This is a genomic window from uncultured Mycobacterium sp., assembly GCF_964249325.1.
In the GTDB taxonomy this organism is placed as follows: Bacteria; Actinomycetota; Actinomycetes; order Mycobacteriales; family Mycobacteriaceae; genus Mycobacterium.
The window spans coordinates 1-22,864 of record NZ_CAXUCH010000027.1 but is presented as its reverse complement, the minus strand read 5'-3'; the positions used below and the strand labels follow the sequence as shown (position 1 = coordinate 22,864).

24 protein-coding genes and 3 pseudogenes are annotated in these 22,864 nt (G+C 65.5%); 10 read left to right on the top strand and 17 right to left on the bottom strand.

Features of this window, described 5'->3' with window-relative positions; translation table 11 throughout:
• Window positions 1-45 precede the first annotated feature (45 nt).
• The 3 genes from ACFE99_RS05980 to ACFE99_RS05970 all read left to right on the top strand — a co-directional run bounded on the left by ACFE99_RS05980 (window position 46) and on the right by ACFE99_RS05970 (window position 2,304).
• A complete protein-coding gene (locus tag ACFE99_RS05980) occupies window positions 46-942 on the top strand; it encodes an alpha/beta hydrolase (protein ID WP_375483347.1) in 897 nt (298 codons plus the stop codon).
• 70 nt (window positions 943-1,012) lie between these two features.
• Window positions 1,013-1,483: a GbsR/MarR family transcriptional regulator gene (locus ACFE99_RS05975; protein ID WP_375483345.1), complete on the top strand. Its 471-nt coding sequence runs from the start codon at window positions 1,013-1,015 to the stop codon at window positions 1,481-1,483.
• Window positions 1,480-2,304: a class I SAM-dependent methyltransferase gene (locus tag ACFE99_RS05970; RefSeq protein WP_375483343.1), complete on the top strand. Its 825-nt coding sequence runs from the start codon at window positions 1,480-1,482 to the stop codon at window positions 2,302-2,304. Before ACFE99_RS05975 ends, ACFE99_RS05970 begins: the two co-directional genes overlap by 4 nt.
• Here ACFE99_RS05970 and ACFE99_RS05965 read toward each other — a convergent pair.
• Complete coding sequence (locus ACFE99_RS05965; RefSeq protein WP_375483341.1) at window positions 2,267-2,938, bottom strand: TetR/AcrR family transcriptional regulator; 672 nt, start codon at window positions 2,936-2,938, stop codon at window positions 2,267-2,269. The two genes, ACFE99_RS05970 and ACFE99_RS05965, sit on opposite strands and share 38 nt — an antisense overlap.
• A 128-nt stretch (window positions 2,939-3,066) precedes the next feature.
• Between ACFE99_RS05965 and ACFE99_RS05960 the strand changes: the two genes are divergently transcribed.
• Window positions 3,067-3,192 (top strand): hypothetical protein, encoded by a 126-nt coding sequence (locus tag ACFE99_RS05960; protein ID WP_004571620.1) that lies wholly within the window; start codon window positions 3,067-3,069, stop codon window positions 3,190-3,192.
• Here ACFE99_RS05960 and ACFE99_RS05955 read toward each other — a convergent pair.
• The 4 genes and pseudogenes from ACFE99_RS05955 to ACFE99_RS05940 all read right to left on the bottom strand — a co-directional run.
• Window positions 3,189-4,613 (bottom strand): NAD(P)(+) transhydrogenase (Re/Si-specific) subunit beta, encoded by a 1,425-nt coding sequence (locus ACFE99_RS05955; RefSeq protein WP_375483338.1) that lies wholly within the window; start codon window positions 4,611-4,613, stop codon window positions 3,189-3,191. The two genes, ACFE99_RS05960 and ACFE99_RS05955, sit on opposite strands and share 4 nt — an antisense overlap.
• Window positions 4,610-4,996, bottom strand: coding sequence for an NAD(P) transhydrogenase subunit alpha (locus ACFE99_RS05950; RefSeq protein WP_375483336.1), 387 nt, complete (start codon window positions 4,994-4,996; stop codon window positions 4,610-4,612). Before ACFE99_RS05950 ends, ACFE99_RS05955 begins: the two co-directional genes overlap by 4 nt.
• Window positions 4,997-5,031: 35 nt before the next feature.
• Window positions 5,032-5,106 (bottom strand): annotated as a pseudogene (locus ACFE99_RS05945) (hypothetical protein); the annotation flags it as partial.
• Window position 5,107: 1 nt separating this feature from the next.
• Window positions 5,108-6,193: pseudogene (locus tag ACFE99_RS05940) on the bottom strand (Re/Si-specific NAD(P)(+) transhydrogenase subunit alpha); the annotation flags it as partial.
• A gap of 193 nt (window positions 6,194-6,386) precedes the next feature.
• On the opposite strand from ACFE99_RS05940, the gene ACFE99_RS05935 reads away from it, so the two are divergent.
• Both ACFE99_RS05935 and ACFE99_RS05930 read left to right on the top strand, forming a co-directional pair.
• The gene (locus ACFE99_RS05935; RefSeq protein ID WP_375483369.1) at window positions 6,387-7,601 is read left to right on the top strand and encodes an acyl-CoA dehydrogenase family protein; all 1,215 of its coding nucleotides are present in this window, start codon (window positions 6,387-6,389) and stop codon (window positions 7,599-7,601) included.
• Window positions 7,598-8,416, top strand: a complete 819-nt coding sequence (locus tag ACFE99_RS05930; RefSeq protein WP_375483334.1) for a tyrosine-protein phosphatase — start codon at window positions 7,598-7,600, stop codon at window positions 8,414-8,416. The genes ACFE99_RS05935 and ACFE99_RS05930 overlap by 4 nt, the downstream gene beginning before the upstream one ends.
• 100 nt (window positions 8,417-8,516) lie before the next feature.
• Here the strand turns inward: ACFE99_RS05930 and ACFE99_RS05925 are convergent, their stop codons facing one another.
• The 8 genes and pseudogenes from ACFE99_RS05925 to ACFE99_RS05890 all read right to left on the bottom strand — a co-directional run bounded on the left by ACFE99_RS05925 (window position 8,517) and on the right by ACFE99_RS05890 (window position 16,260).
• Window positions 8,517-9,380, bottom strand: coding sequence for an SDR family oxidoreductase (locus tag ACFE99_RS05925; protein ID WP_375483332.1), 864 nt, complete (start codon window positions 9,378-9,380; stop codon window positions 8,517-8,519).
• 47 nt (window positions 9,381-9,427) lie between these two features.
• The gene (locus tag ACFE99_RS05920; RefSeq protein ID WP_375483330.1) at window positions 9,428-10,846 is read right to left on the bottom strand and encodes an aldehyde dehydrogenase family protein; all 1,419 of its coding nucleotides are present in this window, start codon (window positions 10,844-10,846) and stop codon (window positions 9,428-9,430) included.
• A 119-nt stretch (window positions 10,847-10,965) separates the two neighbouring features.
• On the bottom strand, window positions 10,966-11,907 hold the full coding sequence (locus tag ACFE99_RS05915; protein WP_375483328.1) for an SAM-dependent methyltransferase: 942 nt from the start codon (window positions 11,905-11,907) through the stop codon (window positions 10,966-10,968).
• Window positions 11,904-12,833, bottom strand: coding sequence for a class I SAM-dependent methyltransferase (locus ACFE99_RS05910; protein WP_375483367.1), 930 nt, complete (start codon window positions 12,831-12,833; stop codon window positions 11,904-11,906). Before ACFE99_RS05910 ends, ACFE99_RS05915 begins: the two co-directional genes overlap by 4 nt.
• A 40-nt stretch (window positions 12,834-12,873) precedes the next feature.
• Complete coding sequence (locus tag ACFE99_RS05905) at window positions 12,874-13,824, bottom strand: SAM-dependent methyltransferase (RefSeq protein WP_375483326.1); 951 nt, start codon at window positions 13,822-13,824, stop codon at window positions 12,874-12,876.
• A gap of 108 nt (window positions 13,825-13,932) precedes the next feature.
• Window positions 13,933-14,568 carry a TetR/AcrR family transcriptional regulator gene (locus ACFE99_RS05900; protein ID WP_375483324.1) on the bottom strand — a complete coding sequence of 212 codons (636 nt, stop codon included), beginning with the start codon at window positions 14,566-14,568 and terminating at the stop codon, window positions 13,933-13,935.
• Between the two features lie 164 nt (window positions 14,569-14,732).
• A pseudogene (locus ACFE99_RS05895) lies at window positions 14,733-15,277 on the bottom strand (Dps family protein).
• Window positions 15,278-15,351: 74 nt separating this feature from the next.
• The gene (locus ACFE99_RS05890) at window positions 15,352-16,260 is read right to left on the bottom strand and encodes a DNA-3-methyladenine glycosylase family protein (RefSeq protein WP_375483322.1); all 909 of its coding nucleotides are present in this window, start codon (window positions 16,258-16,260) and stop codon (window positions 15,352-15,354) included.
• A gap of 119 nt (window positions 16,261-16,379) precedes the next feature.
• Here ACFE99_RS05890 and ACFE99_RS05885 point away from each other — a divergent pair, with 119 nt between their 5' ends.
• Complete coding sequence (locus tag ACFE99_RS05885) at window positions 16,380-16,748, top strand: nuclear transport factor 2 family protein (RefSeq protein WP_375483365.1); 369 nt, start codon at window positions 16,380-16,382, stop codon at window positions 16,746-16,748.
• On the opposite strand, the gene ACFE99_RS05880 is transcribed toward ACFE99_RS05885, so the two are convergent.
• The 3 genes from ACFE99_RS05880 to ACFE99_RS05870 form a co-directional block, all read right to left on the bottom strand.
• Complete coding sequence (locus tag ACFE99_RS05880; protein ID WP_375483320.1) at window positions 16,745-17,125, bottom strand: DUF427 domain-containing protein; 381 nt, start codon at window positions 17,123-17,125, stop codon at window positions 16,745-16,747. The genes ACFE99_RS05885 and ACFE99_RS05880 overlap by 4 nt on opposite strands.
• 63 nt (window positions 17,126-17,188) lie before the next feature.
• Window positions 17,189-18,205 (bottom strand): NAD-dependent epimerase/dehydratase family protein, encoded by a 1,017-nt coding sequence (locus ACFE99_RS05875; RefSeq protein WP_375483318.1) that lies wholly within the window; start codon window positions 18,203-18,205, stop codon window positions 17,189-17,191.
• On the bottom strand, window positions 18,202-18,708 hold the full coding sequence (locus ACFE99_RS05870) for a nuclear transport factor 2 family protein (protein WP_375483316.1): 507 nt from the start codon (window positions 18,706-18,708) through the stop codon (window positions 18,202-18,204). Before ACFE99_RS05870 ends, ACFE99_RS05875 begins: the two co-directional genes overlap by 4 nt.
• A 70-nt stretch (window positions 18,709-18,778) precedes the next feature.
• Here ACFE99_RS05870 and msrA point away from each other — a divergent pair, with 70 nt between their 5' ends.
• Window positions 18,779-19,294, top strand: coding sequence for a peptide-methionine (S)-S-oxide reductase MsrA (gene msrA, locus ACFE99_RS05865; protein ID WP_375483314.1), 516 nt, complete (start codon window positions 18,779-18,781; stop codon window positions 19,292-19,294).
• Between the two features lie 15 nt (window positions 19,295-19,309).
• Here msrA and ACFE99_RS05860 read toward each other — a convergent pair whose 3' ends face one another.
• Window positions 19,310-19,975: a winged helix-turn-helix transcriptional regulator gene (locus tag ACFE99_RS05860; RefSeq protein ID WP_375483312.1), complete on the bottom strand. Its 666-nt coding sequence runs from the start codon at window positions 19,973-19,975 to the stop codon at window positions 19,310-19,312.
• A 78-nt stretch (window positions 19,976-20,053) separates the two neighbouring features.
• Between ACFE99_RS05860 and ACFE99_RS05855 the strand changes: the two genes are divergently transcribed.
• Both ACFE99_RS05855 and ACFE99_RS05850 read left to right on the top strand, forming a co-directional pair.
• Window positions 20,054-21,628, top strand: a complete 1,575-nt coding sequence (locus ACFE99_RS05855; RefSeq protein WP_375483309.1) for an MFS transporter — start codon at window positions 20,054-20,056, stop codon at window positions 21,626-21,628.
• Between the two features lie 109 nt (window positions 21,629-21,737).
• A complete protein-coding gene (locus ACFE99_RS05850; RefSeq protein WP_375483307.1) occupies window positions 21,738-22,856 on the top strand; it encodes an NmrA family NAD(P)-binding protein in 1,119 nt (372 codons plus the stop codon).
• Window positions 22,857-22,864: the final 8 nt, after the last annotated feature.

The following is a 22,864-nucleotide window of genomic DNA, read 5'->3' as shown; positions in this document are numbered from 1 at the left end:
ATGGCAGTATCACACGGCGACACCGGAGCAAGAATGGAGGCACTGATGGTGCAGCGTGCGGATGTGCAGTTCAACTCCGGTGGTGAACGCATCAGCGCATGGCTCTACCGGCCGGAAGCGACTGGCGAGGCGCCCCTGCTGGTGATGGCTCACGGCCTGGGCGGGGTGCGCACCATGCGGCTCGACGCCTATGCCGAACGTTTTTGTGCTGCCGGCTATGCCTGCCTGGTTTTCGACTATCGCAACTTCGGTGACAGTGAAGGCGAGCCCCGGCAGCTCCTCGACATCGGCATGCAGTTGCAGGACTGGGCGGCCGCCGTTGCCTACGGCCGCACTCTGGCGGGGATCGACGCCCACCGGCTCGGCTTGTGGGGTACCTCTTTTAGCGGCGGTCATGTAATCGCCACGGCGGCGCGACTGCCGGGTATCGCGGCCGTCGTCGCTCAGTGTCCCTTCACCGATGGCATTGCCTCGGCGCGCACGCTGAACCCCTTGGTCAAGGCGCGCATTACTGCACTGGCGGTGCGCGACCTCGTCGGTGCCCGGCTCGGCAAGCCGCCGGTGATGGTGCCGGTGGTCGGCCACCCAGACGGGGTGGCGCTGATGAACGCACCCGACGCCTACCCGGGATTCCTGCGGTTGGTGCCCGACGGAACGCAGATCCGCAATGAAGTAGCTGCCCGCTTCGGCATCAAGATCATCAGCTATCGACCCGGCCGAGCCGCCGCGAAGATCACCTGCCCGATCTTGTTCTGTGTGTGCGAACGCGACTCGGTCGCGCCCGCCGCTGCCACGTTGCGTCTCGCCGCCAAGGCACCCCGAGGCGAGATCGAGGTCTACCCCGAGGGTCACTTCGACATCTACGTCGGCGAAGCCTTCGACCGCGTCATCACCGATCAGCTGGCCTTCCTCGACACCCATTTGAAGACAGTCGCGCTCTAGGCGCCGGCTCCACGCCGAACGCAATGTATGGTACGTTCAGTCCATACTGAACGTTAATGACAAAGGCGCTATGTCGCCTGAAGAAGCGGAGTTCGTCGACCGGGTCGGCTTGTTCTTCGAGATGCTGGGTGCCACGCGCACGATGGGCCGGGTCTACGGGTGGCTGATGATTTGCGACCCGCCGCAGCAATCGTTGTCGCAACTCGCCGCGGCGCTGTCGGTGAGCAAAGCGTCGGTCAGCACTGTGGCGCGTCAACTCCAGGAGGGCGGCATGATCCAGCGGCTGCCCGCCGCGTCACGCCAGCACCATTACCGCGTCACCCCCGGCGGATTCACCAGCGTCTTGAACGTGCAACTGGCCCTGATGCGGCCTGGCGTCGAAGTGGCCGAGTTCGGCCTGTCGCTGTTGGACAAGGATCGCGCCGAACAACGGGAGCGGCTGGAGGATTTCCGGGACTTCTGTGAGTTCTGCGTCAGCGACTACCGCAACGAACTGTTGCGGCGGTGGACCGACTATCGCGCCGACAGGAGAAGGCGGTGACAGAGCAGTCGGACAAGGTCGACTTCAGCAGCGTGCGCTGGGGTTCGGTGGAGTGGACCAATCTCTGCACGCTCTACCTGCGGGCCTATGAAAGCCGTTTGCCGCGGCCAGTTCTCGGTGACCGGGCTGCCGCCGAGGCCGTGGACCGGATTGACTATGACTTCGGGCGGATGCGGTGGGCGATGCTGCCGGCGACGAACCAATTCATGGTCGTATTACGTGCTAAGCAGCTTGATGACTGGGCCGCCGATTTTCTGCACCGTCATCCCGATGCTGTTGTCCTGCATTTGGGGTGCGGACTCGATAGCCGCGCGTTTCGGCTTGACCCCCCGCCGGGAGTGCAGTGGTTTGACGTCGACGTGCCCAGCGTCATCGACTTACGGCGCAAGTTATACGACGACCACGACGGGTACCGGATGATCGCGTCGTCGGTGACCGACCCGAAGTGGTTGGAGCAGACGCCCACGCGCGGCCCCGCGTTGGTGATCGCCGAAGGGCTGCTGATGTATCTCACCGCAACCGAAGTAAGCGACCTGCTGCAGCGGCTGACCGATCGTTTCAGCACCGGTGAGCTGCTGGCTGACATCACCCAACCATCGGGCCCTTGGCTTTCCAAGATCTTCACGTCCGGCATCGTCAAGTGGGGCAGCCGAGACGGCCATGAACTCATGGACTGGAGCCCCCGGCTGAAACTGCTCGAAACGTCGGCGTCCATCGACCCGGCGAAGATCCCGCTGAAGCCGCAACGCCTGCTTTACCGGTTGGTCTCCGCCATCCCGGCAATCAGGAACTACGACCGGCTGTATCGGTTCGCGTTTTAGCGTCGTCGCCGAGCGACCACTGTGCACGAGCCGACTCGTCGCGGATCAGGCCGCGCAGCAGCGCGGTGCTGAATTCGGCGGCGATCTCCTTGGCGGTGCGCCGACCGCTGGGCCGCAGCCAGCGATAGCTGCCCAGCGTCATACCGATGTAGCCGAGCGCCAGTACGTGGGAGTCGCAGTCGTAGAACTCGCCGTTCGCGACGCCGCGGTCGATCAGGCCGTGCACATGTTCGTAGACCTGGGCTTCCTTTTCGCGGATCTCAGCGACCTGTTCCTCGGTGAACCATTCGGTGATGTAGGGCTGCTCCTGGAAGTAGACGGCCGCCTGCTCGGGATTGCTCGCAATTCCGGTGAGCAGCCGGACAGTGTACTGGTAGAGCGCCTCCCGGGCCGTCCACGACGGGTCATCGTGAACCGCCGCCAGTGTGCCCTCGGCAGCACGACGGTAGATGTCGAACAGGATCAGCGACTTGCTGGCGTAGTAGTGATACACCGTTGCCTTGTTCAAGCCCACTACATCGGCGACGTCGTCCATCCGGGTGCCGTGGTAACCGCGCGCAGCGAACAGCTTGGTGGCAACGGCCAGCAGCTCCTCGCGGCGGGAGAGCCCGTTGGGACTGAGGTCGGATGGCATGTGGACTCGTTTCGGCAGTGTCGATCAACTAGTTGGATACTCTATTCAAGCCGCTCATCGGCTGTCGCGCCGTTGCCGGATGGGACTAGACTGCGGAGCTAGAAACGTCGCGGTCGAGAGGTGGTCACATGGATCCGGATCCCAGCTACGACTTCTCCGACGAGCTCGAGTTTTTCTTTAAATACTTCACCTGGGGGCTCCGCGGGGTAACCGATGGCCAGGGCTACCCGCCGCCGGCCTATCCACCGGTCTAAAGCGCCTTCAGTTCCTCGCTCACCTCGGTCACTGACTTCTTCGCGTCACCGAACAGCAAGGTGGTGCCATCGGCGTAGAACAGCGGGTTGTCGATGCCCGCGAAACCCGAATTCATCGACCGCTTCAGCACGATCACCGACTTGGACTTGTCCACGTTGAGGATCGGCATGCCATAGATGGGTGAGCTCGGCTCGTTGCGAGCCGCCGGGTTGGTGACGTCGTTGGCGCCGATCACGAGCGTGACGTCGGTCCGGGCGAACTCGTCGTTGATGTCGTCCATGTCCTTCATCGCGTCGTAGTCGACTTCGGCCTCCGCCAGTAGCACATTCATGTGCCCGGGCATCCGGCCGGCGACCGGGTGGATCGCATATTTGACTGGCACGCCGCGGGATTCAAGCAAGCTCGCCATGTCCTTGACCGCGTGTTGGGCCTGCGCGACGGCCATACCGTAGCCAGGCACGACGATCACCTGGTTGGCGTAGGCCATCTGAATAGCGGCATCGGCTGCCGACGTGGACTTGACGTGCTTGTCGCCGCCGCCGTCACCGCCGGGAGCCATGCCGCCACCACCGAACCCGCCGGCGACGATCGCCGGGATGGAGCGGTTCATCGCCTTGGCCATCAGGTTGGTCAGGATCGAGCCGGAGGCGCCGACGATCATGCCGGCGACGATCATCGCGGTGTTGTTCAGCGCCAGGCCGGCCGCGGCGGCCGATAGACCGGTCATCGCGTTGAGCATCGAAATGACGACGGGCATGTCCGCGCCGCCGATGGGCAGCACCACCATCAGGCCGAGCACCCCGGCAGCGGCCAGCAGGCCGATCATCCACCACAACGACACCCCGCCGGTGCCCGGATGCGCGCCCAATCCGATGACCACTGCACACACCACGGCCGCCACGAGAAGCAGCACATTCAGCGGCTGTTGTGCCCTGCCGACGCCGATCGGACGGCCAGAGATGATCTCCTGCAGCTTGCCGAACGCGATGATCGATCCCCAAAACGAGATCGACCCGATGATCGCGGCGAACAGCGAGGCGACCACGATGTGCACGGTCGGCGACTCGCCATACCGGAATGCGGAGAAGCCAGCGGTCTCAATGAACTCCGAGAGCGAAATCAACGCGACAGTGCCGCCGCCCACCCCGTTGAAGAACGCCACCAGCTGCGGCATCGCCGTCATCTTGGTCAGCCGTGCCGGTGGCACGCCGAGCACGACGCCGAGGACCAGGCCGGCGATGATCAGCGGCCACTGGTGGGTGTGGCGGACCATGACCAGGGTGGCCGCCACGGCGATGGCCATACCCACCGCGGCGATCAGGTTGCCTCGGACCGCGGTCTTGGGCCCGGTCAGGCCCATCAGCCCGTAGATGAACAGCGCGAACGAGGTGATGTAGAGGACGGTGACCAGGTAGTTCATCGACCTTGCCCGTCCGTCCCGGTCTTAACGGCGTCCGGTTGTCCAGCCCCTGCTTGGGCCGCCGCCCGGGCCGCATCGTCGCCGGAGGGAGCCGGCTTCTTGCCTTTGAACATGCCCAGCATCCGGTCGGTGACGATGAAACCGCCGATGACGTTGAGGGTCCCGAAGACCAACGCAACGAACAGAATGATCTGCAAAGCGATCGACGGGTGCTCGATACGACCGAGCAGCACCAGCGCGCCGAGGACGACGATGCCGTGGATGGCGTTGGTGCCCGACATCAGCGGAGTGTGCAGAGTATTGGGCACCTTGGAAATCACCGCAAACCCGACGAACCCGGCGAGCACCAGGATCGCCAGATTCGCCAGAAGTTCGTCATACATCTAGCTGTCCTCCTTGAGTTGCTGGCGCCGCTCCTCCTCATCGCTGCGCTCTGCATCGTCGCCGGCGTTGGTTGATTGGCGCCGCTCCTCCTCATCGCTGCGCTCTGCATCGTCGCCGGCGCGGGTGACGCATGCCGCCGCCACGACCTCGTCGTCGAAGTCGGGGGCCAGCTTCCCGTCCTTGACCAATAGCTCCAACAAGGCCGTGATGTTTTTGCTGTAGAGCTCGCTGGCGTGCTCAGGCATGGTCGCCGGCAGGTTCAGCGGCGCGGCGATGGTGACATCGTGCTTGACCACGGTGCGGCCGGGTTCGGTCAATTCACAGTTTCCGCCGGCCTCCCCGGCCAAGTCCACCACCACACTGCCCGGCTTCATCCCCTCCACCGCCGCCGCGGTCACCAACCGCGGCGCCGGCCTGCCCGGCACGAGAGCTGTAGTGACGACGACATCGAAGCCGGTGATCGCCTCCTCCAGCGCTTTCTGTTGCTGCTCGCGTTCCTCCTCGGTGAGCTCGCGCGCGTATCCGCCCTCCCCGACGGCGTCGATGCCGAGGTCGAGCCACTGCGCACCCACGGAGCGCACCTGGTCGGCGACTTCGGGTCGCACGTCGTAGCCGGTGGTGCGGGCACCCAATCGTTTGGCCGTCGCCAGCGCCTGCAGCCCGGCCACCCCGACACCGAGCACCAGCACAGTCGCCGGCTTCACCGTGCCGGCCGCCGTGGTCAGCATCGGAAAGAACCGGGTCGACTCCCACGCGGCGAGCAGCACCGCCTTATATCCGGCGACGTTGGCTTGCGACGAGAGCGCATCCATCGACTGCGCCCGCGAAATCCGCGGTATCGACTCCAGCGCGAACGCCTGCACACCCGCGGCCCGCAGCGCCTCGATCTGGTTATCGGCGTTGCGCGGGGCGAGAAAGCCGATCAGGCTCTGGCCGCGGTGCAGCCGGGTGACCTCGTCCGCGGTCGGCGGCGCAACCTTGACGACGATGTCGGCGGCCCACGCGTCACCGATGCTGGCACCGGCGGCCGTGTAGAGCTCGTCGGGTAACAGCGCCCGTGCGCCCGCCCCGGATTCGACGACGACCGCGACACCGCTTTTCGTAAGCGGCGCCACCGCTTTGGGTACCAGTGCGACCCGCCGCTCGTCCGTTCCCGACTCGGCGACCACCCCAACCGTCGTCTGCGTATCTGTCATCGCGCGTACATCTACTTTCCTGTACTTTCCTGCGCCGTTGGATTGCCCCGCTACCCTAACCCGATGGCCCGCCTCCTTTTCGGGCCGATGCGACCCGTCCACACTGAGCACTAGCGGAGGCCCGCGTCAGGCAGCCAATGCGTCTGCTCGTCCCGCATGCCGGTGGCCTATCGTGACGGGCATGGATTTCGCCATGTCGGCCAAGGCCAGTGACTACCACAAGCGACTGTCCGACTTCATGACCGAGTACGTGTTTCCGGCCGAGGCCGAGTACGACCGCTACCGCCACGAAGCGGGCCCCCACGACCACACCGTGCCGCCGATTATCGAGGACCTCAAAGCCAAGGCCAAACAGCGCGGGCTGTGGAACCTGTTTCTGCCCCCCGAGTCGGGGCTGACGAACCTGGACTATGCCCCGCTGGCCGAGCTGACGGGCTGGAGTCTGGAGATCGCGCCCGAAGTGCTCAACTGCGCCGCACCGGACACCGGCAACATGGAGATCCTGCACCTGTTCGCCACCGACGAGCAGCGCCGACAATGGCTGCAACCACTGCTCGACGGCGAGATCCGCAGCGCGTTCTCGATGACCGAACCGGCGGTCGCCAGCAGCGACGCCCGCAACATCGAAACCACCATCACCCGCGACGGCGACCACTACGTCATCAACGGCCGCAAGTGGTGGACCTCCGGAGCGGCCGACCCGCGCTGCAAGATCCTGATCGTGATGGGCCGCACCAATCCCGACGCCGCGGCCCATCAACAGCAGTCGATGATCCTGGTGCCGATGGACACCCCGGGGGTGACGGTCGTGCGCTCTACTCCGGTGTTCGGTTGGCAGGACCAGCACGGCCACTGCGAGGTCATCTACGACAACGTGCGGGTACCGGCGACCAATCTGCTGGGCGAAGACGGTGCGGGTTTCGCGATCGCCCAGGCGCGGCTGGGGCCGGGCCGCATCCACCACTGCATGCGCGCCCTCGGCGCCGCCGAACGCGCGCTGGCATTGATGGTCGACCGCGCCCGCAGCCGGGTGGCTTTCGGCAAGACGCTGGCCGAGCAGGGCGTGGTGCAGCAGTCAATCGCCAAGTCCCGCAACGAGATCGACCAAGCCCGGCTGCTGTGCGAGAAGGCCGCGTGGACCATCGACCAACACGGCAACAAGGCCGCACACCTACTGGTCTCGCAGATCAAGGCGGTGGCCCCGCAGGTGGCGTGCGATGTGATCGACCGCGCCATTCAGGTGCACGGCGCCGCCGGAGTCAGCGACGACACACCGCTGGCCCGCCTGTACGGTTGGCACCGCGCGATGCGCATCTTCGATGGGCCAGACGAGGTGCACTTGCGCTCCATTGCCCGTGCTGAAATCGGCCGCGAGAAAAGCGTTTTCGCTTCGGCGGTTACTCAGTGACCACTGAGATCCGGGAGCTTCCCGGTGCGGTGAATTTCCGCGACGTTGCCGTGTCCGCGGGTATCCGGCCCGGCAGGCTGTTCCGCTCAGGTGAGTTGAGCAGCCTGGACGACGAGGGGCGGGCCGCGCTGCGCCGGCTCGGCGTCACCGATGTCGCCGACTTGCGCTCGCCTCGCGAGGTACAGCGCCGCGGACCGGGACAGGTGCCCGACGGAGTCGGCATTCACCTTTTGCCGATCCCCGACCTCGCCGCCGACCAATGCGACGCCGACGGCGAGCCCCCGCATGAGCATGCGTTCAAACGGCTGATGACCGACAAGCCCAGCGACGAGTCTGTTGCCGAGGCTGCCGGCCGCTACATGGTCGACGAGTACCGCAGGTTCCCCACGTACGCCGGGGCACAACGCGCTGTGCAACACGTCATTTCGCTGCTTGCAGCCGGCCGCTCGGTGTTGGCTCACTGCTTTGCGGGCAAGGACCGCACCGGCTTCGTCATCGCTTTGGTGCTGGAAACAATCGGGCTGGACAGGGGCGACATCCTTGCCGACTACTTGCGCAGCAATGCGGCGGCGCCACAGCTGCGCGCCCGGATCATGGAGATGATCCAGCAGCGCTCAGACACCGAACTGGCTCCTGAGGTAATGACGTTCACCGAAGCCCGGCTAACCGATGAGGTCCTCGGCGTCCGGCCGGAATACCTGGCTGCGGCGCGGCAAACGATCGACGAGACGTACGGCTCGCTGGAGGCCTACCTGCGCGACGCCGGCATCACCGCGGACGACGTGCATGAGCTCCGACTCGCGCTGCTGGACTGAGCTATCCGCCAGCGCCTCTCCGGTGTGGACTTGATCGACGCTGGGAGGCGTCGACGCGTGGCATAACTCCACACTGGGCGCTTTACGGCTCCGCAGGCTTTCACCGTACCGAGAAGCTGGCCTGCTTCGCCCCGGACAGATCGGTGATCTGCGCCCACTGGGAGGCGACCTCATCGACCGACGGCGGATTGTCGAAGTTGGCGCCCTCGTTCTCGAACAACGCGACGCGCTGCACCTTGCCGCCGCCTACGACGAACACCGCTCCGTTGTCGCTGGATTCATCGGTGCACAGGTAAGCGACCACCGGCGCGACAAACTCGGGCTTGAGCTTCTCCAGCACCTCCGGGGGCAAGATGTCCTGCGTCATCCGCGTCGCCGCGACCGGGGCGATCGCGTTGGCGTGGATGTCGTACTTCGCGCCCTCGAGCGCCAGCGTGTTGATCAAACCGACCAGGCCGAGTTTGGCCGCCCCGTAGTTGGATTGGCCGAAGTTGCCGAACAAGCCGCTGGTGGAGGTGGCGACGACGACGCGGCCGTAGCTCTGTTCCCGGAAATGCGGCCACGCCGCGCGCAGCACGTTGTAGCCGCCGTACAGGTGCACCTTGAGCACCGCGTCCCAGTTCTCGAACGACATCTTGTGGAAGGTGCCGTCGCGCAGAATTCCGGCGTTGCTCACCACACCATGCACTGCCCCGAATTCGTCGAGCGCGGTCTTGATGATGTTGGCCGCGCCCTCCGGCTCGGCCACGCTGTCGTAGTTGGCGACCGCGCGGCCGCCGGCGTCTTTGATCTCGGACACGACCTGGTCGGCCATCGAGTGTCCGGCCCCCGTGCCGTCGCGGGCTCCGCCGAGGTCGTTGACCACGACGCTGGCACCTTCTCGGGCCAGGGTCAGGGCGTACTCGCGGCCCAGCCCCCCGCCCGCTCCGGTGACGACGATGACACGATCCTGGACTCCGGGCATGAACTTCCTTTCGGGTCGATTGCGGTCGGGTCAGCGTCCGGCAACCCCTAAAACAGCCGGCGCGCCAACTTCCACGCCTTCTCTGTATACGGCGGGTAGATAAAGCTCGATAAGTCGGGTCGGGTTGGCTTGGTGAGCACCGACTTGCGGTGACTGAATTCCTCGAACCCCCAACGGCCGTGGTAGGCGCCCATGCCCGACGCGCCGACGCCACCAAACGGCAGCTTGGCCGTCGACACCTGGAAAGCAAGGTGGTTGACCAGCATGCCGCCCGCCGGTACTTCCTTGATGACCCGCTCACGCACGGCGCGGGTCTTGGTGAACAGATACGCCGACAGTGGCTTCGGTCGAGAGTTGACGAAACGTATTGCCGCGTCCAGGGATTCGACGGTGATCACCGGCAGGATGGGGCCGAAGATCTCGTTGGTCATCAGCGGTTCTTGCGGGTCCGGGTCGACGACCACGGTCGGCTGGATCCGCAGGTCCGCGGGATCCGATGTGCCACCCACCGCCACGGTGCCCTTGGTGTTGGACAGGTAACCGGTCAGCCGGTCGAATTGCCGTTGCTTGACGATGCGTATTCCGGCCGGCTCGGTGGAGCCGAAGGCGGTGATGGCTTCGCTGATCTTGGTGACAAGCTCGTCGCGGATCTTCGCATCGGCCAGCACGTAGTCGGGTGCGACGCAGGTCTGGCCGGCGTTGAGCAGTTTGATCCAAGCGATCCGCTTGGCCGCGACGTCGACGTCGGCGTCGGCGGCGACGATCACCGGGCTCTTGCCGCCCAGTTCCAGCGTGACCGGAGTCAAATGTGGTGCTGCCGCTTGGTAGACCTTGCGGCCGATCTCGGTGCCGCCGGTGAACAGCACGCGGTCGAAGCCCTGTGCCAGCAGCTGCTGGCTGACTTCGGCATCGCCCTCGATCACCGCGATCGCGTCGCGGTCGAGGTATTGCGGCACCAGCTCGGCCATCAGGCGCGAGGATGCTGAGGCGATCTCGGAAGGCTTGAGCACCACCGTATTTCCGGCAGCGATCGCTCCGACCGCCGGGCCGAGCGTGAGATAAATCGGGTAGTTCCAGGCACCGATGATCAGCACCGTCCCGTAGGGCTCGTACTCCACCCAGCCGCGACCGGGCAACTGCGCCAGCTCAAGCAGGTGGTGTTTGCGGCGCATCCATTTCTTGACGTGTTTAGCCGCGTAGCGGGCCTCGGCGGCGGTAGTCGCTGTGTCGGCGAGCCAAGCCTCGAATGGTTTGCGGCATAGGTCGGTTTGCAGTGCCTCGGCAATCTTTGCCTCGTTCTCGGCCATCATCTTCTCGATGGCGCGTAGCTGGCTGCGGCGCCAGTCAACGGTTCGCGTCCGGCCTGTGGCGAAGGTTTCCCTTAGGTGAGCGACCGTCTGCGGGATGTCGGGTCGACCCGATGCGGCGGTGTCGGCGGTGGCGTCTGCGGCGGCTTCGCTAGTCATAGGCGCCGCTCCTCCTCATCGCTGCGCTCTGCATCGTCGCCGGCGCGGGTCATGGGTTTCCCTTCCTGACCGGCGGAAGCCCAATCCTAATCAACCACCCGGTCAGGCAACAGACGCGCTCAGCTCGTCGTCTCCTGCGGCTTCTCCGCGGAGACGAAAAGAGCCCGGAACGTCGCCTCGATGTCGGGGTTTTGCGGAAGGTCCCGCCCAACTCGGGTGAGGTAGTCGCTGCCGGCCAGCGACTGGACGCGCCACCCATGTGTTTCGAACCAGCGCGCCGGATCCCGGCGCTCGTCGTCGGTGTACCACAGGTCGCCGGGGTCGAAGACGTTTTCATCGCCGAGCCGCTTGCGCAGCTCGTCGGTCTTGGCCCGGCGCTTCTGATAAGCCGCCCGCGCCGCGTCGTCCAAGCTGAACTCCTCGATGCAGGCCAGGCTGCCCGGCGCGCTCAGCGTGTCGATGTCGGCGAACAGCCGCTCCTCGGCCTCTCCCGGCAAGAACATCAGCAATCCCTCAGCCAACCAGGCAGTGGGCTGCGTGACGTCGAAACCCTTATCCCGCAACGTTTTCAGCCAGTCAAATCGAAGGTCGGCGGGCACCTCGCGACGGTCGGCGGACGGTTGGGCACCATGCGCGACCAGAGTTACGGCTTTGTACTCCAGCACTTTTGGCTGGTCGACCTCGTACACCGTGGTCCCGGGCGGCCAATTCAGCCGATAGGCCCGCGAATCCAGTCCAGCGGCCAAAATGACGTGCTGACGGATGCCGGCCTCCGCCGCCGCCGTGAAATACGCGTCGAAGAAGTGGGTACGCGCGGCCTGGTAATCGACCATGTGCCGATGCACCGCCGCTATCTCGGGATCGGCCTCGTATGTCCTGGACATCCGGGTCACCAAGTCGCTCAGTTCCGGCCCGTCGATCAGGATCTGCGCAAACTCGTCGCGGATCAGCGGCTGCTCGCTGGCTGTCTCCTCCGCCCGGGCAGCGGCCACCATCACGGCGGTGGCGCCGACACTGGTCGCGATGTCCCAGGTGTCGTCGTCGGTGCGGCCGGTGCTCATCGCTTTTCGGCGGTGACGAAATCGGCGAACGCGTCTTTGTCGTCGGCCATCGGCACGCCGTCGACCCAGCGGCCCAACCGCCGCATCTCGTCGTGGGAGTGTTGCGCGGTGGCCCGCCAGCCGTGCTCGTTAAGCCAATCCACCACAACGGCGCGATCCTCGTCGTTGTAGATCAGGTCCTGCACGTCGACGGTGTGCTCGAAGCCGAGCTTGTCGGCCACCCGCTTGAACCGCTCGCGCATCTCTTCACGCCGCTCGTCGGCGTGGCGTGCCGCGGTTTCGGCCGCGATCCTGCTGCCCGGCGCGCTGAGCTCGGTGATCTGCTCGAACAGCCGGTCCTGGGCGGCGGCCGGGAGATACATCAGCAGTCCCTCGGCCAGCCACGCCGTCCGCGCCGCCGGGTCAAACCCGGCGGCACGCAGTGCGGCGGGCCAGTCCTGCCGCAAGTCGACGGGCACCTCACGGCGGTCTGCCGACGGGGTCACACCGTGCTCGGCCAGGGTCCCCGACTTGTAGGCCAGCACCTTCGGCTGGTCGATCTCGTAGACCACGGTGCCGGCCGGCCAATCCAGCCGGTACGCGCGTGAATCCAGCCCGGACGCCAGGATCACCACCTGACGGATACCGGCGGCGACAGCATCGGCGAAGTAGGCGTCGAAGAAATGCGTGCGGACGGCCTGATAACCGCGCATATGGTGGACGATCGCCGCGGTCTCGGCATCCATAGCCTCAACCTTGGCGACCATCGATTCGTCGAGCATGGCTTCCCAGACGCCGGTGCCGGCGTTGGCTACCAGCAGCTTGGCGTAGGGATCGTTGATCAGCGCATCAGGGCGGTCGGTTTCGGTGGCGCGGGACGCAGCCACCATCACCGCCGTAGAGCCGACGCTGGTGGTGATGTCCCAGGTGTCGTCATCGGTGCGCAACGTGCTCATCGAGCTTCCTTTCGCAATGCCTATGAGCCGCTCAGTTAGCGACCAGACGTGCTCGCAGCAGCGTGCTGCTAACCGTCTCTTCGACCAGGTCTTCCGGTATCGGTCGGCCCAGCCGCGCCATCTCGTCGGCGTTGCTCACCGCATGTACCTGCCAGCCGTGGTCGGTCAGCCACTGCACGGCATCAGTGCGGCGGGTGTCGTTGTAGGTCAGCGTTTCGAAGTTGATGTCGAGGCCGAGTCGTTCCCGTACTCGCGCCCACCGAGCCCGTCGCGCCGCCCGGCGCCGCTCGCTGGTGGGCGCAGCCAGGCTGAAGGCTTCGACCGCGAGCTGACTGCCCGGCGCAGTGAGGGCGGTGACCTTCTCGAAGAGGCGGTCCTGAGCGTCGGGAGGCAGATACGGAAGCAGGCCTTCGGCCAGCCACGCCGTCGGCTGGGTGCGGTTGAAACCGGCGGCGATCAGCGCGGCCGGCCAGTCGTCGCGCAGATCCACCGCGACCGGCCGTCGGGTTGCCGTCGGAACCGCGCCGTGAGCCTGCAACGTGCCGGACTTGTACTCCAATACCTGGGGTTGGTCGATCTCGTAGACCGTGGTGCCGGTCGGCCAGTCCAGCCGGTACGCCCGCGAGTCCAGCCCGGCCGCAAGAATCACCACCTGTCGGATGCCGCTGCGCACAGCCGCGGTGAAGTACTGGTCGAAGAAATGGGTGCGCACGGCCTGGCAGTCGCACGCGACGCGGTGGGCTCGGCGGCCGTGCTCGTCATCGCCGATCCACTCCAGATCGGCGCTGGCCAGCCGCGCCCACGCCGGCCCCGCCGAGGACACCAGTAGGTAGGCGAACTGGTCGCGAATCAGTGGCCCAGCGGCCGCGGTCTCGACAGCACGAGCAGCCGCGACGCTCAGCGCAGTGGCACCGACACTTTCGGTGATGCTCCAGCTGTCGCCCTCGGTCCGTACCGAACGCACTTCGTCCAGGTCAGTCATCTCGCGCACATGGTACCGAATAAGTTAGGTCGCCTATGTGCTTGTGTGCGCGATATCACTGTGCCGAGACTGTTTGAGCGGCGGTGGCTGCGATCTGGCGCGCAGCCGTTAGTTCCTCAGCTGCCAGAGCTGGCCGGCCATCAGCCGGCCCAACAGGCCAGTGATGGCGTCCAACTCTTGCCGATTGCCCACGAAACCGGCGTAGAAACCCACGCCGCACAGCACAGCCACCAGCATCTCGGTCAGCGACGCGATGTCAGCGTCGCTAGTCAGCTCGCCGCGCTGGATCGCTTCGCCGAGCACGCTGTTAAGGAAGGCCCGCGTGGCGCGCAGCGAGTCGTTTTCGACTGCGCCCAGCTCTGGATGCCGTTTCGACTCCCACACGGCGGCGATCAGAAATGCCGCAGCTGACCTGTTCTGCGCATCGGCTTCGATGGTCGCTGCAACGAACTCCGACAACCGGCCCAACAGCGTCGTCTCGCGCCGTGCCCGCTCAATTGCGGCGGCGACAACGAGCTCGTTGGTCTGCGCGACCACTTCTAGATACAGCACGCGTTTGTTGGTGAAGTAGTGGTTGATCGCAGGCCGGGTCAGGTCGGCTCGGACGGCGATCTCCTGAAAGGTCGCGGCCTCGTATCCCCGTTCGCTGAACACCTCGCGAGCCGCGCGCACGATGCGCTTTCGCGTTTCGGCAGCCTTCGCTGCCGGGGGGCGACCCGGTCCCCGACTCCCGGTCCGCGGCACCCTTAAATTGTGCCACAGATCACACTTTCGGCTCCGGCCTCCAGCGGCGCCGCCGGCACCGGGCAGCGATGCTACATCGGCGGGGTGTGGCCGTAGCTGTGCGGCCTAAGGGGCGTTGGGCTATGGCCACTGCCGCCGCGCCTCAGCTACCGGCTGCGCCGATGTCAGGTCTTACGTCGGGCGGTACTCGCGGCGTGCTGTTCGGTGGCCGATCCTTCGTGGGCCAGCTTTCCGCCCGCGCTCTCCAGGTGGGCCCGCACAAACCACTGGAACTTCTCTAGTTCGGCGGCCTGGTCGATCAGGATGTCTTGCGTGACTTTGTCGAGCTCCTCCGTCTCGTCGACCGCCTTGCGGATGTCTTCGATGACGCCCGTGTAGACAAAGGTCCAGCGCTGCCAGATGCGCTTGCACCGTGTCGCGGCCGACCGAATAGTCGTCCCAGGTGCGGTCTCTGACGATTGCGCCCGGGGTGCCCTGCGGGGCCGCGCCAAGCGCGGCGATGCGCTCGGCCAGCACGTCGGCGTAACCGCGCACCGCTTCCACCTGCGGATCGATCATTTCATGCACGCCAATGAAATTGGGGCCGACTCCAGTGGATGTGCTTGAGCGTCAGGTGCAGATCGTTGTAGGTGCTCAGCTGTTTTTGCAGCAGCTCGACGAGCCGCGCTGCCTGCTTATCGGTCAAGCCTGGAATCGTGAACTGTGTCATCGATTACTCCCTAACCTGATAGGCACACGGTCCGCTCGCGAGTACCCATGGACCGAAGCCGCTATACCCCAGCCTCAGATGCCGCGGATGTCTTGCACCGGAAGCCGTGGCCCACGGCGTGGTTCGTATGCCAATCCAGTGGCTTCGAGCAAGCGGACCACGCGGTGGCGGTGCGGCCGCATCGGCTCGAGCAGCTCAACCATGACGTCGTCGACGATCGGCCGGCCCAGCAGCGTCCAGCCGACCATCTTGGGGATGTGATAGTCGCCCACCGACAACGCGTCGGCGTCACCGAACGCTCGCTGTGCGGTTTCGGCCGCGGTCCACACGCCCACGCCGGGCAGCGATGTGAGCGCCTCCCGCGCCCGCTCGGCTGGCCATGACCCCAGCCGTTCCACCGATGACGCGCGCTGCGCGCAACGCACGACGGTACGGGCTCGTCCGGGGTCCACATTGGCGCGGTGGAACTCCCACGACGGAATGCCTCGCCAGACCTCGGCCGAGGGCGGTACGCGCATCCCGGCCGGCGCCGGGCCGGGCGCGCCGGTGCCGAATTTGGTGACCAGCAAACGCCACGCCCGGAATGCGTCGGCGCCGGGCACCCGCTGCTCGAGGACCGCCGGGATCAAGGCCTCCAGCACCCGCCCGGTGCGAACCAGCCGCAGGTGTGGCAGCCGTCGGTGCGCGGCGGCGACGGTTGGTTCTTGCGGTAGAAAATCCGAGGCGTCGTCGTCGGCGCCCAGCATGCCCGGCAGCGCGTCGAGGAATTCCTCAGCGCCGCTGCCCCATGCCGCACAACCCACGGCATTGGGGGCCGTGCGGCTAATCCGCGCCGTGACGGGCCCGCTGGGCAACAAGCTGGTCCGCCACATTGCGCCGTCGCGCACTTGAAAGCACGGATCTCGCGGGCCGCGCCGTAGGGGCGCCAGGGTGATTCCGGGGCTGACCACGCCCGGGAACCTGACGGTGCGAGCCCGCTTCACCTACACCCCTACGCCAACCCCGCGACTGCCAACCCAACAGATCATAGGGCCGGGCCAGCACACCGACCGGTTCGCGCATGATTGACCGCCGGTGTGCTGCGCGACAGGATGGCGATGTGATCACGCCGTTCGATAACCCACAGGCTGAACTGGCGTGGATGTTCCTGCAGTGCTTGCAGGGCGGGGACATCGACGAGTGTTTTGCTCTGCTCAGCGACGACTTCACCTACTGGAATGTCGCTACTCGGCAATCGGCCGACAAAGCAGCATTACAGCGCCAAATCGAGCGGCGCAGGCACGACGTCGAGCTAACGCTGGATCTTTTGCGGTGTATCAGCGACGGCGACAGCGTCGTGATCGAGGCGCAAGGTGACGGCGTCACGGCCTCGGGAGCCCACTACGAAAGCCCGTATTGCTTCATCGTGGATACCCGCGACGGTCAGATCGTGTCGTTACGGGAGTACTCCGATACCCGGTCGGAGGCCTAGCCGGCGTCGACGGTGATTTCGGCCTTGTCGGGATAGAAGGCGACGTGCCCGGCGATTGCCGCCACCGCTGGGTAAGGCTCCTCGTACGTCCAAATCGCGTCGTCGACGGTGTCGCCAGCGCCGGTGGTCACGCTGTAGTAGCTGGCCTCCCCTTTGAACGGGCAATAAGTCTTTGTGTCAGTTCGGGTCAGCACTTCTTGCACCACGTCGCGCATCGGAATGTATTGCACGGCAGGCAAAGTGGCTTCCTGCAGCGTTAATGCCGCTTGTGTGTCGGCGACGATCTGGCCGTTGACGCGGACCTGCACGCGGCCTCTGGTCGGCTCAATCGTGATCGGGTGCTCGGTGCTGGGTTCTAAGACAATCCGGTCGCTCATGGTGATATCTCCTCACGTGGATAGGAGGTGTAACAGCGAGCGGCGAGGAAGATTCCCGTCAGTTCAGCTTGCCGCGGCGCTCTTGCCCCTGGCGTCGCGCAGCCCCATCCAGAACCGCGCGGCCTCGCGGATCGACTCCTCGACCGGCCTGGGCTGCCAGCTCAGCTCCCGCACCGCCTTGCTGTGGTCAACGTGCGCTTCGGCGCGCATCATCCGCACAGACTGCAGGCTGAGTTCGGCGTCTTTACCGGTGAGCCGGGCCTTCAGGCTGCCCAGCGCGCCGAGCAGGTACAGCACCGGCACCGAGATCGACCGGCGCGGCGGAGGCACACCGGCTTCGTCGGCCGCGATCCGCACGACCTCCTTTAGCGGCATCATGCGTTCGGAGACGATGTAGCGTTCGCCGTTGCGTCCGCGTTCGGCAGCAAGAATCAACGCCCGGGCGGTGTCGTCCACGCCGACGACTTCGAGCTCGATGCCATCCATCAGGAAGGGCAGCTTGCCAAAGACCGCGCCGGCGATGAAGGCGCCGTGCGGCGTGCCGCCCCAGTCGCCGGCACCATAAGTCGTCGAGACGCACATCGCCACGGCGGGCAGCCCTTCTTCGGCGACATAGCGCAACACCAAATCCTCAGCCTCGACACGGGATTGGACATACGGGGTGAGCCCGCGGCAGCGGATCTGGTCGTCTTCGTTGGCGACGTGACCACGGCGCCGGCCCACGGTCGCGTAGGTGCTGGTGAAGACGAACCGGTGCAGGTTGGCCTGCTTCGCCACGTCGAGGACGTTACGCAGGCCTTCGACGTTGGTGTGAAACAGCGGCGACGGGTCGCGCAGCCAGGCCCGGGTATCGACGACGCAGTAGTACACGTCGTCACAGCCCTCCATTGCGGCGCGCAGCGTAGCGGTGTCGAAGACATCGCCCTCGAAGCGTGCGACGGCCAGGTCGTCGATGCTGCGCGTATTGGCGGTGGGCCGCACCATCGCCCGGACGTCGGCGCCGTCGGCGACGAGTTGGCGGGTCACATGCGAGCCCAAAAAACCGTTGGCGCCGATGACCAGCTTGGGTGCCGGGCTCATTTGCCACCTCCGTATTGGCGCATCCAGCGTGCGGCGTCCTCGTCGAGCGTGCCGAGCTCTTGCGCCTTTTTGCACCACTTCATCGCCGCGCGTGCGAAGCGCAGCGGGTTGTAGATGTCTTCTTGACGACGCCACAAACCATCGCCGGCATAGGTGAGGATCGAGATGTTGGTTGCGCTGATGACGGTGCCGTCGCCGGGATCGACCATCGGGTTGCCCAGTTCGCAGATGACCCGATCGGTTGGCTCGTCGATGACCGACCACAGCGACGGGAATGCGACCATGTGGCTGCCCGGAAACGTCGTCATCGTCTTGCGGATCCAGGCCAGCACCTCGTCGCGGCCTCTCATCGTGCCCGCCGCATGCTCGACGTATTCGACGTCCGGTGTGTACTGCTGCACCCAAGCGTCCCAGTCGCGGGTTTCGGCGGCCCGAGCCACGGTCTGCTCGTACGCGTCGAAGGCGTCAGACAGTTCGGCGCGACTGAACCGCTGAGTCGTCACGTCAAAACTAGAACACGTTCTACCTAGGTTTGTCGAGCACTTCGTATGCTCGTATGAAGGAGGCTGAACCATGACGAGTACCAACAAGGCGATTCTGGCGGGCGGCTGCTTCTGGGGCATGCAAGATCTGTTTCGCAAGCAGCCGGGAGTGATCTCCACTCGCGTGGGCTACACCGGCGGGCAGAACGCTAACCCCACCTACCGCAATCACCCCGGGCATGCCGAGGCGATCGAGATCATCTACGACCCCGAGCGCACCGACTTCCGCGCCCTGCTGGAGTTCTTCTTCCAAATCCACGATCCGACGACCAAGAACCGGCAAGGCAACGACATCGGCACCAGCTATCGCTCCGCGATCTTCTACATCGACGACGAGCAGAAGCAGATCGCCCTGGACACCATCGCCGACGTCGACGCCTCCGGGCTATGGCCCGGCAAGGTGGTGACCGAGGTCAGCCCGGCCGGCGAGTTCTGGGAGGCCGAGCCCGAACATCAGGACTACCTGGAGCGCTATCCCACCGGGTACACCTGCCACTACGCGCGGCCGAATTGGAAGCTGCCACGACGGGCGGGCGTCGACCGGTAGGGCCGGGCTGGCCGGTTAGCTGATCGTCAGCCCCGGATCTCCCGCCAATTTGAACGCTGTGCGCATCGTTTTGACCGCATCCTCCTGACCGTCGAATCTCCACCGCCGCAGCGCGGCCTTCCGCTCAGCGGCTGTGCTGCCCAGACGCGCAGTGATCAGATCTACCGCGCTTGCTGTGATAGTGACTGCTGGTGCGCCCTGTGCGGCGGTCAGACTGCCCCCGGCCACCCCGAAATCGAACCGGCGACCATCGATTTCGATACGGTAAGAAGTGGACAGCTCCGCGATCCGCGCAGGGTCGATGCCCAAAAGGATTCCCGCCAGAAAGCCGTTCAACGGCGTGAGCGCGCTGTCGGCGGGTTCGAGCAAATCCAGTCCAAAGGTGGCGATCGCCAGAATCACGGGCGGTACCTTGCGCCAGCCCATCCCGCTGAGGTTGTAAACGGTGCGCGCGACCGGCGGCGGTAGTTCGGTGCGGTCGATCAAGCCGGCGTCTTCTAACTCGCGCAACCGGTCAGCGAGCAGGTTGGTGGCGATCCCGGGAAGCGCCGCCCGCAAGTCGGCGTAGCGGCGCGCACCTCCAAAAAGCTCACGGAAGATCAGCAGCGTCCACCGGTCGCCCAGGACGTCGAGCCCGCGCGCTATCGGGCAGTTCTGGTTGTAGCTCTTCCTTCGCGCCACACCGGGTACTCTACCATCTCAACAACAGTTTCAACTTTTTACTTGATTTATTTGTCTCGTAGGTTTACCTTGTTTTCCATGCGCACCTCCGTCCGTCACACCGTGTTCAGCGGCCATCCCATCGCCGCACTTGCCGTCATCTGCCTGAGCGTCTTCGTCATCAGCGTCGACGCCACCATCGTCAACGTCGCCCTGCCCACGCTTTCCCGTGAACTGAACGCCGACACCGCGCAACTGCAATGGATCGTCGACGCCTACACCCTGGTCATGGCCGGCCTGCTGCTGTCTGCGGGCAGCCTTAGCGACCGCTACGGCCGAAGGGGCTGGCTCAGCGGCGGGCTTGCCGCGTTCGCGATCACCTCCGCCGTGGCGGCCCAGGTGAATTCGGCGGACGCGTTGATCGCGGCGCGCGCCGCGATGGGAGTGGGCGACGCAGTGATCTTCCCGACCACGCTCGGTCTGATCACGAACATTTTCACCGACCCCGTACCGCGGGCCAAAGCGATCGGCGTGTGGGCGGCGATGGTCGGCGTCGGCGTCGCCGCCGGACCGATGACGGGCGGCTGGCTGCTTGAGCACTTCTCTTGGGGAGCAATATTTCTGGTAAATCTGCCCGTTGCAGCGGTGGCCATCGTCGGGGGCATCCTGTTTGTCCCGACCTCACGCGATCCGGCGGCCCCGAAAGTCGATTTGCCCGGGCTGATTCTCTCCGCTATTGGGGTAACCGCGCTGGTCTACACCGTCATCGAGGCGCCCAACTGGGGCTGGACCAGTGAACGTGCCGGGACGGGCTTCGGCATCGCCACGGTTGTCCTCACCACTTTTGCGTTGTGGGAACGGCGTAGCTCGCATCCGATGCTCGATGTATCGGTGTTCGCGAACCGCCGATTCTCCGGTGGGAGCCTCGCGGTGACCGCGGGCTTTCTCACCCTGTTCGGCTTCATCTTCGTCATCACCCAGTACTTCCAATTCATCAAGAGCTACAGCGCATTTGAAACCGGTGTGCGCTTACTACCGGTCGCCATCTCGATCGCGGCCGCCAGCGTGGTCGGCCCGCGATTGGTGGAGCGAATCGGCACCACGGCAGTGGTTGCCGCGGGCCTGGCGATCTTCGCGGCCGGGCTGGCATGGGCGTCCACCGCCGATGCGGCCACGCCCTACGTGGAGATCGCCGCGCAGATGGTGCTACTCGGCGCCGGCCTCGGCCTGACCACCGCACCGGCAACCGAGGCGATCATGGGATCACTTTCTGCCGATAAGGCCGGGGTCGGTTCGGCCGTCAACGACACCACGCGCGAGCTGGGCGGCACCCTCGGCGTCGCGATCGTCGGAAGCGTATTCGCCTCGGTGTACTCCGCTCGCATTGGCTCCGCGTCGGGGCTCTCGGCGCTTCCCGGGGACGTCCGGTCGACAATGGAACACTCAATGGCCGCCGCATACAAGGTCATTGGACAGCTACCAGCCGGGCGAGTTGCAGACGTTCGCGACGCCGTCAACCACGCCTTCCTCGACGGCATGCAGGTCGGCTCATTGGTATGCGCCGCTATCGCGCTCGCGGCGGCGGTCGCGGTAGCGGCGGTGCTGCCCGCGCGAGCACGCCGACCCGCACCCGAGCTCACCGAGCAGCCAGAGGCCGCGCCCGCCATCACGTGAGGAATTGATATGCAGCACAACGAGGTTCGACCATCGAAGCTCGATGGCACCACTACCGATCGTCACTTCGCTGAGTAACAGCGTCGGTCCAACTAGGAAAGGAAATCTGATGACAAACACCCGCGTGCTAGTAACCGGTGCCACGGGCAGGATCGGCGGCGCGGTTGCCGCCCAACTGCTGGAGAAGGGCGTGCCAACCAGGACCATGGTGCATCGCAACGATGCACGCAGTGCCCGTTTGCGGAGCTTGGGCGCTGAAGTCGTCGTCGCCGACATGTTTGACATCCAGCAGGTCCAGGCCGCGTTGGACGGCGTCGAGCGGCTATATTTCAATCCCCCGTACCACCCGCATGCGCTCGACAGTGCGGTTGCCTTCGCTGTGGCTGCGCGGCGCTCAGGCGTGAAAGCAGTGGTGGCGTTGGGCCAGTGGCTGGCCAGCCCTGAGCATCCGTCTTTGATGACCCGGCATGCCTGGCTGACAGACAGACTGTTCGAGCTGCTGCCGGACACCGCTCATGTCGCGGTTGATCCCGGGTTCTTCGCCGACAACTACCTGCAGCTTGTCCCACTAGCCGCCCAGCTCGGTGTGTTGCCAGTGCCGACTGGGGCCGGCCGCAATGCGCCCCCGTCCAACGAAGATATCGCGCGCGTTGCGGTGGGCGCGTTGCTTGACCCCGACCGCCACGATGGCCAGTCCTACCGCCCGACCGGGCCGACGATGTTGTCGGGAGCCGACATTGCCGAAGCGATGGGTGAAGCGTTGGGCCGCCGCGTGCGTCACATCGATATCCCTACATGGATGTTCATGCGCGCCATCCGCGTCAACGCCAAGCGGCTCGGGGCGGATCTGTTCTTCGAGTCGAGTTTGCGTCATTACCTGCCCGAGTACGCGCTGGGAACCTGGGAGGTCGGTGGCCCGACGACTCATATCCGGGACGTCGCCGGTGTTGAACCCGAAGACTTTCTGACAATCGCACGCCGCTATGTCACCGGCCCGGATTCGCGACGTACCGCCAGTAATTTCATCCGCCGCTTGTGGGAGTTCATGTTGGTCGGGATCGTGCCGATGCACCGCCTCGACACCTTCGACCGACGACAGCAGCATCCCCAGCCCGCGCATCCTCGGCTTTCGGGCCAATCCGCGGTCTGGCGAGATGAACACCGTGCACCGGCGGTCCCGGCCCAGCGTCAGTTGGGAGCAATTGAGACCCACCCGGCATCCGCGTAGCCGTGTGC

Bases quoted from the DNA above. Each gene is read 5' to 3' on its own strand.
- ACFE99_RS05965 (WP_375483341.1), bottom strand. From the start codon at position 2,938: ATGCCATCCGACCTCAGTCCCAACGGGCTCTCCCGCCGCGAGGAGCTG.
- ACFE99_RS05955 (WP_375483338.1), bottom strand. From the start codon at position 4,613: ATGAACTACCTGGTCACCGTCCTCTACATCACCTCGTTCGCGCTGTTC.
- ACFE99_RS05960 (WP_004571620.1), top strand. From the start codon at position 3,067: ATGGATCCGGATCCCAGCTACGACTTCTCCGACGAGCTCGAGTTTTTC.
- ACFE99_RS05875 (WP_375483318.1), bottom strand. From the start codon at position 18,205: ATGAGCCCGGCACCCAAGCTGGTCATCGGCGCCAACGGTTTTTTGGGC.
- ACFE99_RS05925 (WP_375483332.1), bottom strand. From the start codon at position 9,380: ATGCCCGGAGTCCAGGATCGTGTCATCGTCGTCACCGGAGCGGGCGGG.
- ACFE99_RS05905 (WP_375483326.1), bottom strand. From the start codon at position 13,824: ATGACTGACCTGGACGAAGTGCGTTCGGTACGGACCGAGGGCGACAGC.
- ACFE99_RS05980 (WP_375483347.1), top strand. From the start codon at position 46: ATGGTGCAGCGTGCGGATGTGCAGTTCAACTCCGGTGGTGAACGCATC.
- ACFE99_RS05920 (WP_375483330.1), bottom strand. From the start codon at position 10,846: ATGACTAGCGAAGCCGCCGCAGACGCCACCGCCGACACCGCCGCATCG.
- ACFE99_RS05935 (WP_375483369.1), top strand. From the start codon at position 6,387: ATGTCGGCCAAGGCCAGTGACTACCACAAGCGACTGTCCGACTTCATG.
- ACFE99_RS05855 (WP_375483309.1), top strand. From the start codon at position 20,054: ATGCGCACCTCCGTCCGTCACACCGTGTTCAGCGGCCATCCCATCGCC.
- ACFE99_RS05975 (WP_375483345.1), top strand. From the start codon at position 1,013: ATGTCGCCTGAAGAAGCGGAGTTCGTCGACCGGGTCGGCTTGTTCTTC.
- ACFE99_RS05950 (WP_375483336.1), bottom strand. From the start codon at position 4,996: ATGTATGACGAACTTCTGGCGAATCTGGCGATCCTGGTGCTCGCCGGG.
- msrA (WP_375483314.1), top strand. From the start codon at position 18,779: ATGACGAGTACCAACAAGGCGATTCTGGCGGGCGGCTGCTTCTGGGGC.
- ACFE99_RS05880 (WP_375483320.1), bottom strand. From the start codon at position 17,125: ATGAGCGACCGGATTGTCTTAGAACCCAGCACCGAGCACCCGATCACG.
- ACFE99_RS05915 (WP_375483328.1), bottom strand. From the start codon at position 11,907: ATGAGCACCGGCCGCACCGACGACGACACCTGGGACATCGCGACCAGT.
- ACFE99_RS05850 (WP_375483307.1), top strand. From the start codon at position 21,738: ATGACAAACACCCGCGTGCTAGTAACCGGTGCCACGGGCAGGATCGGC.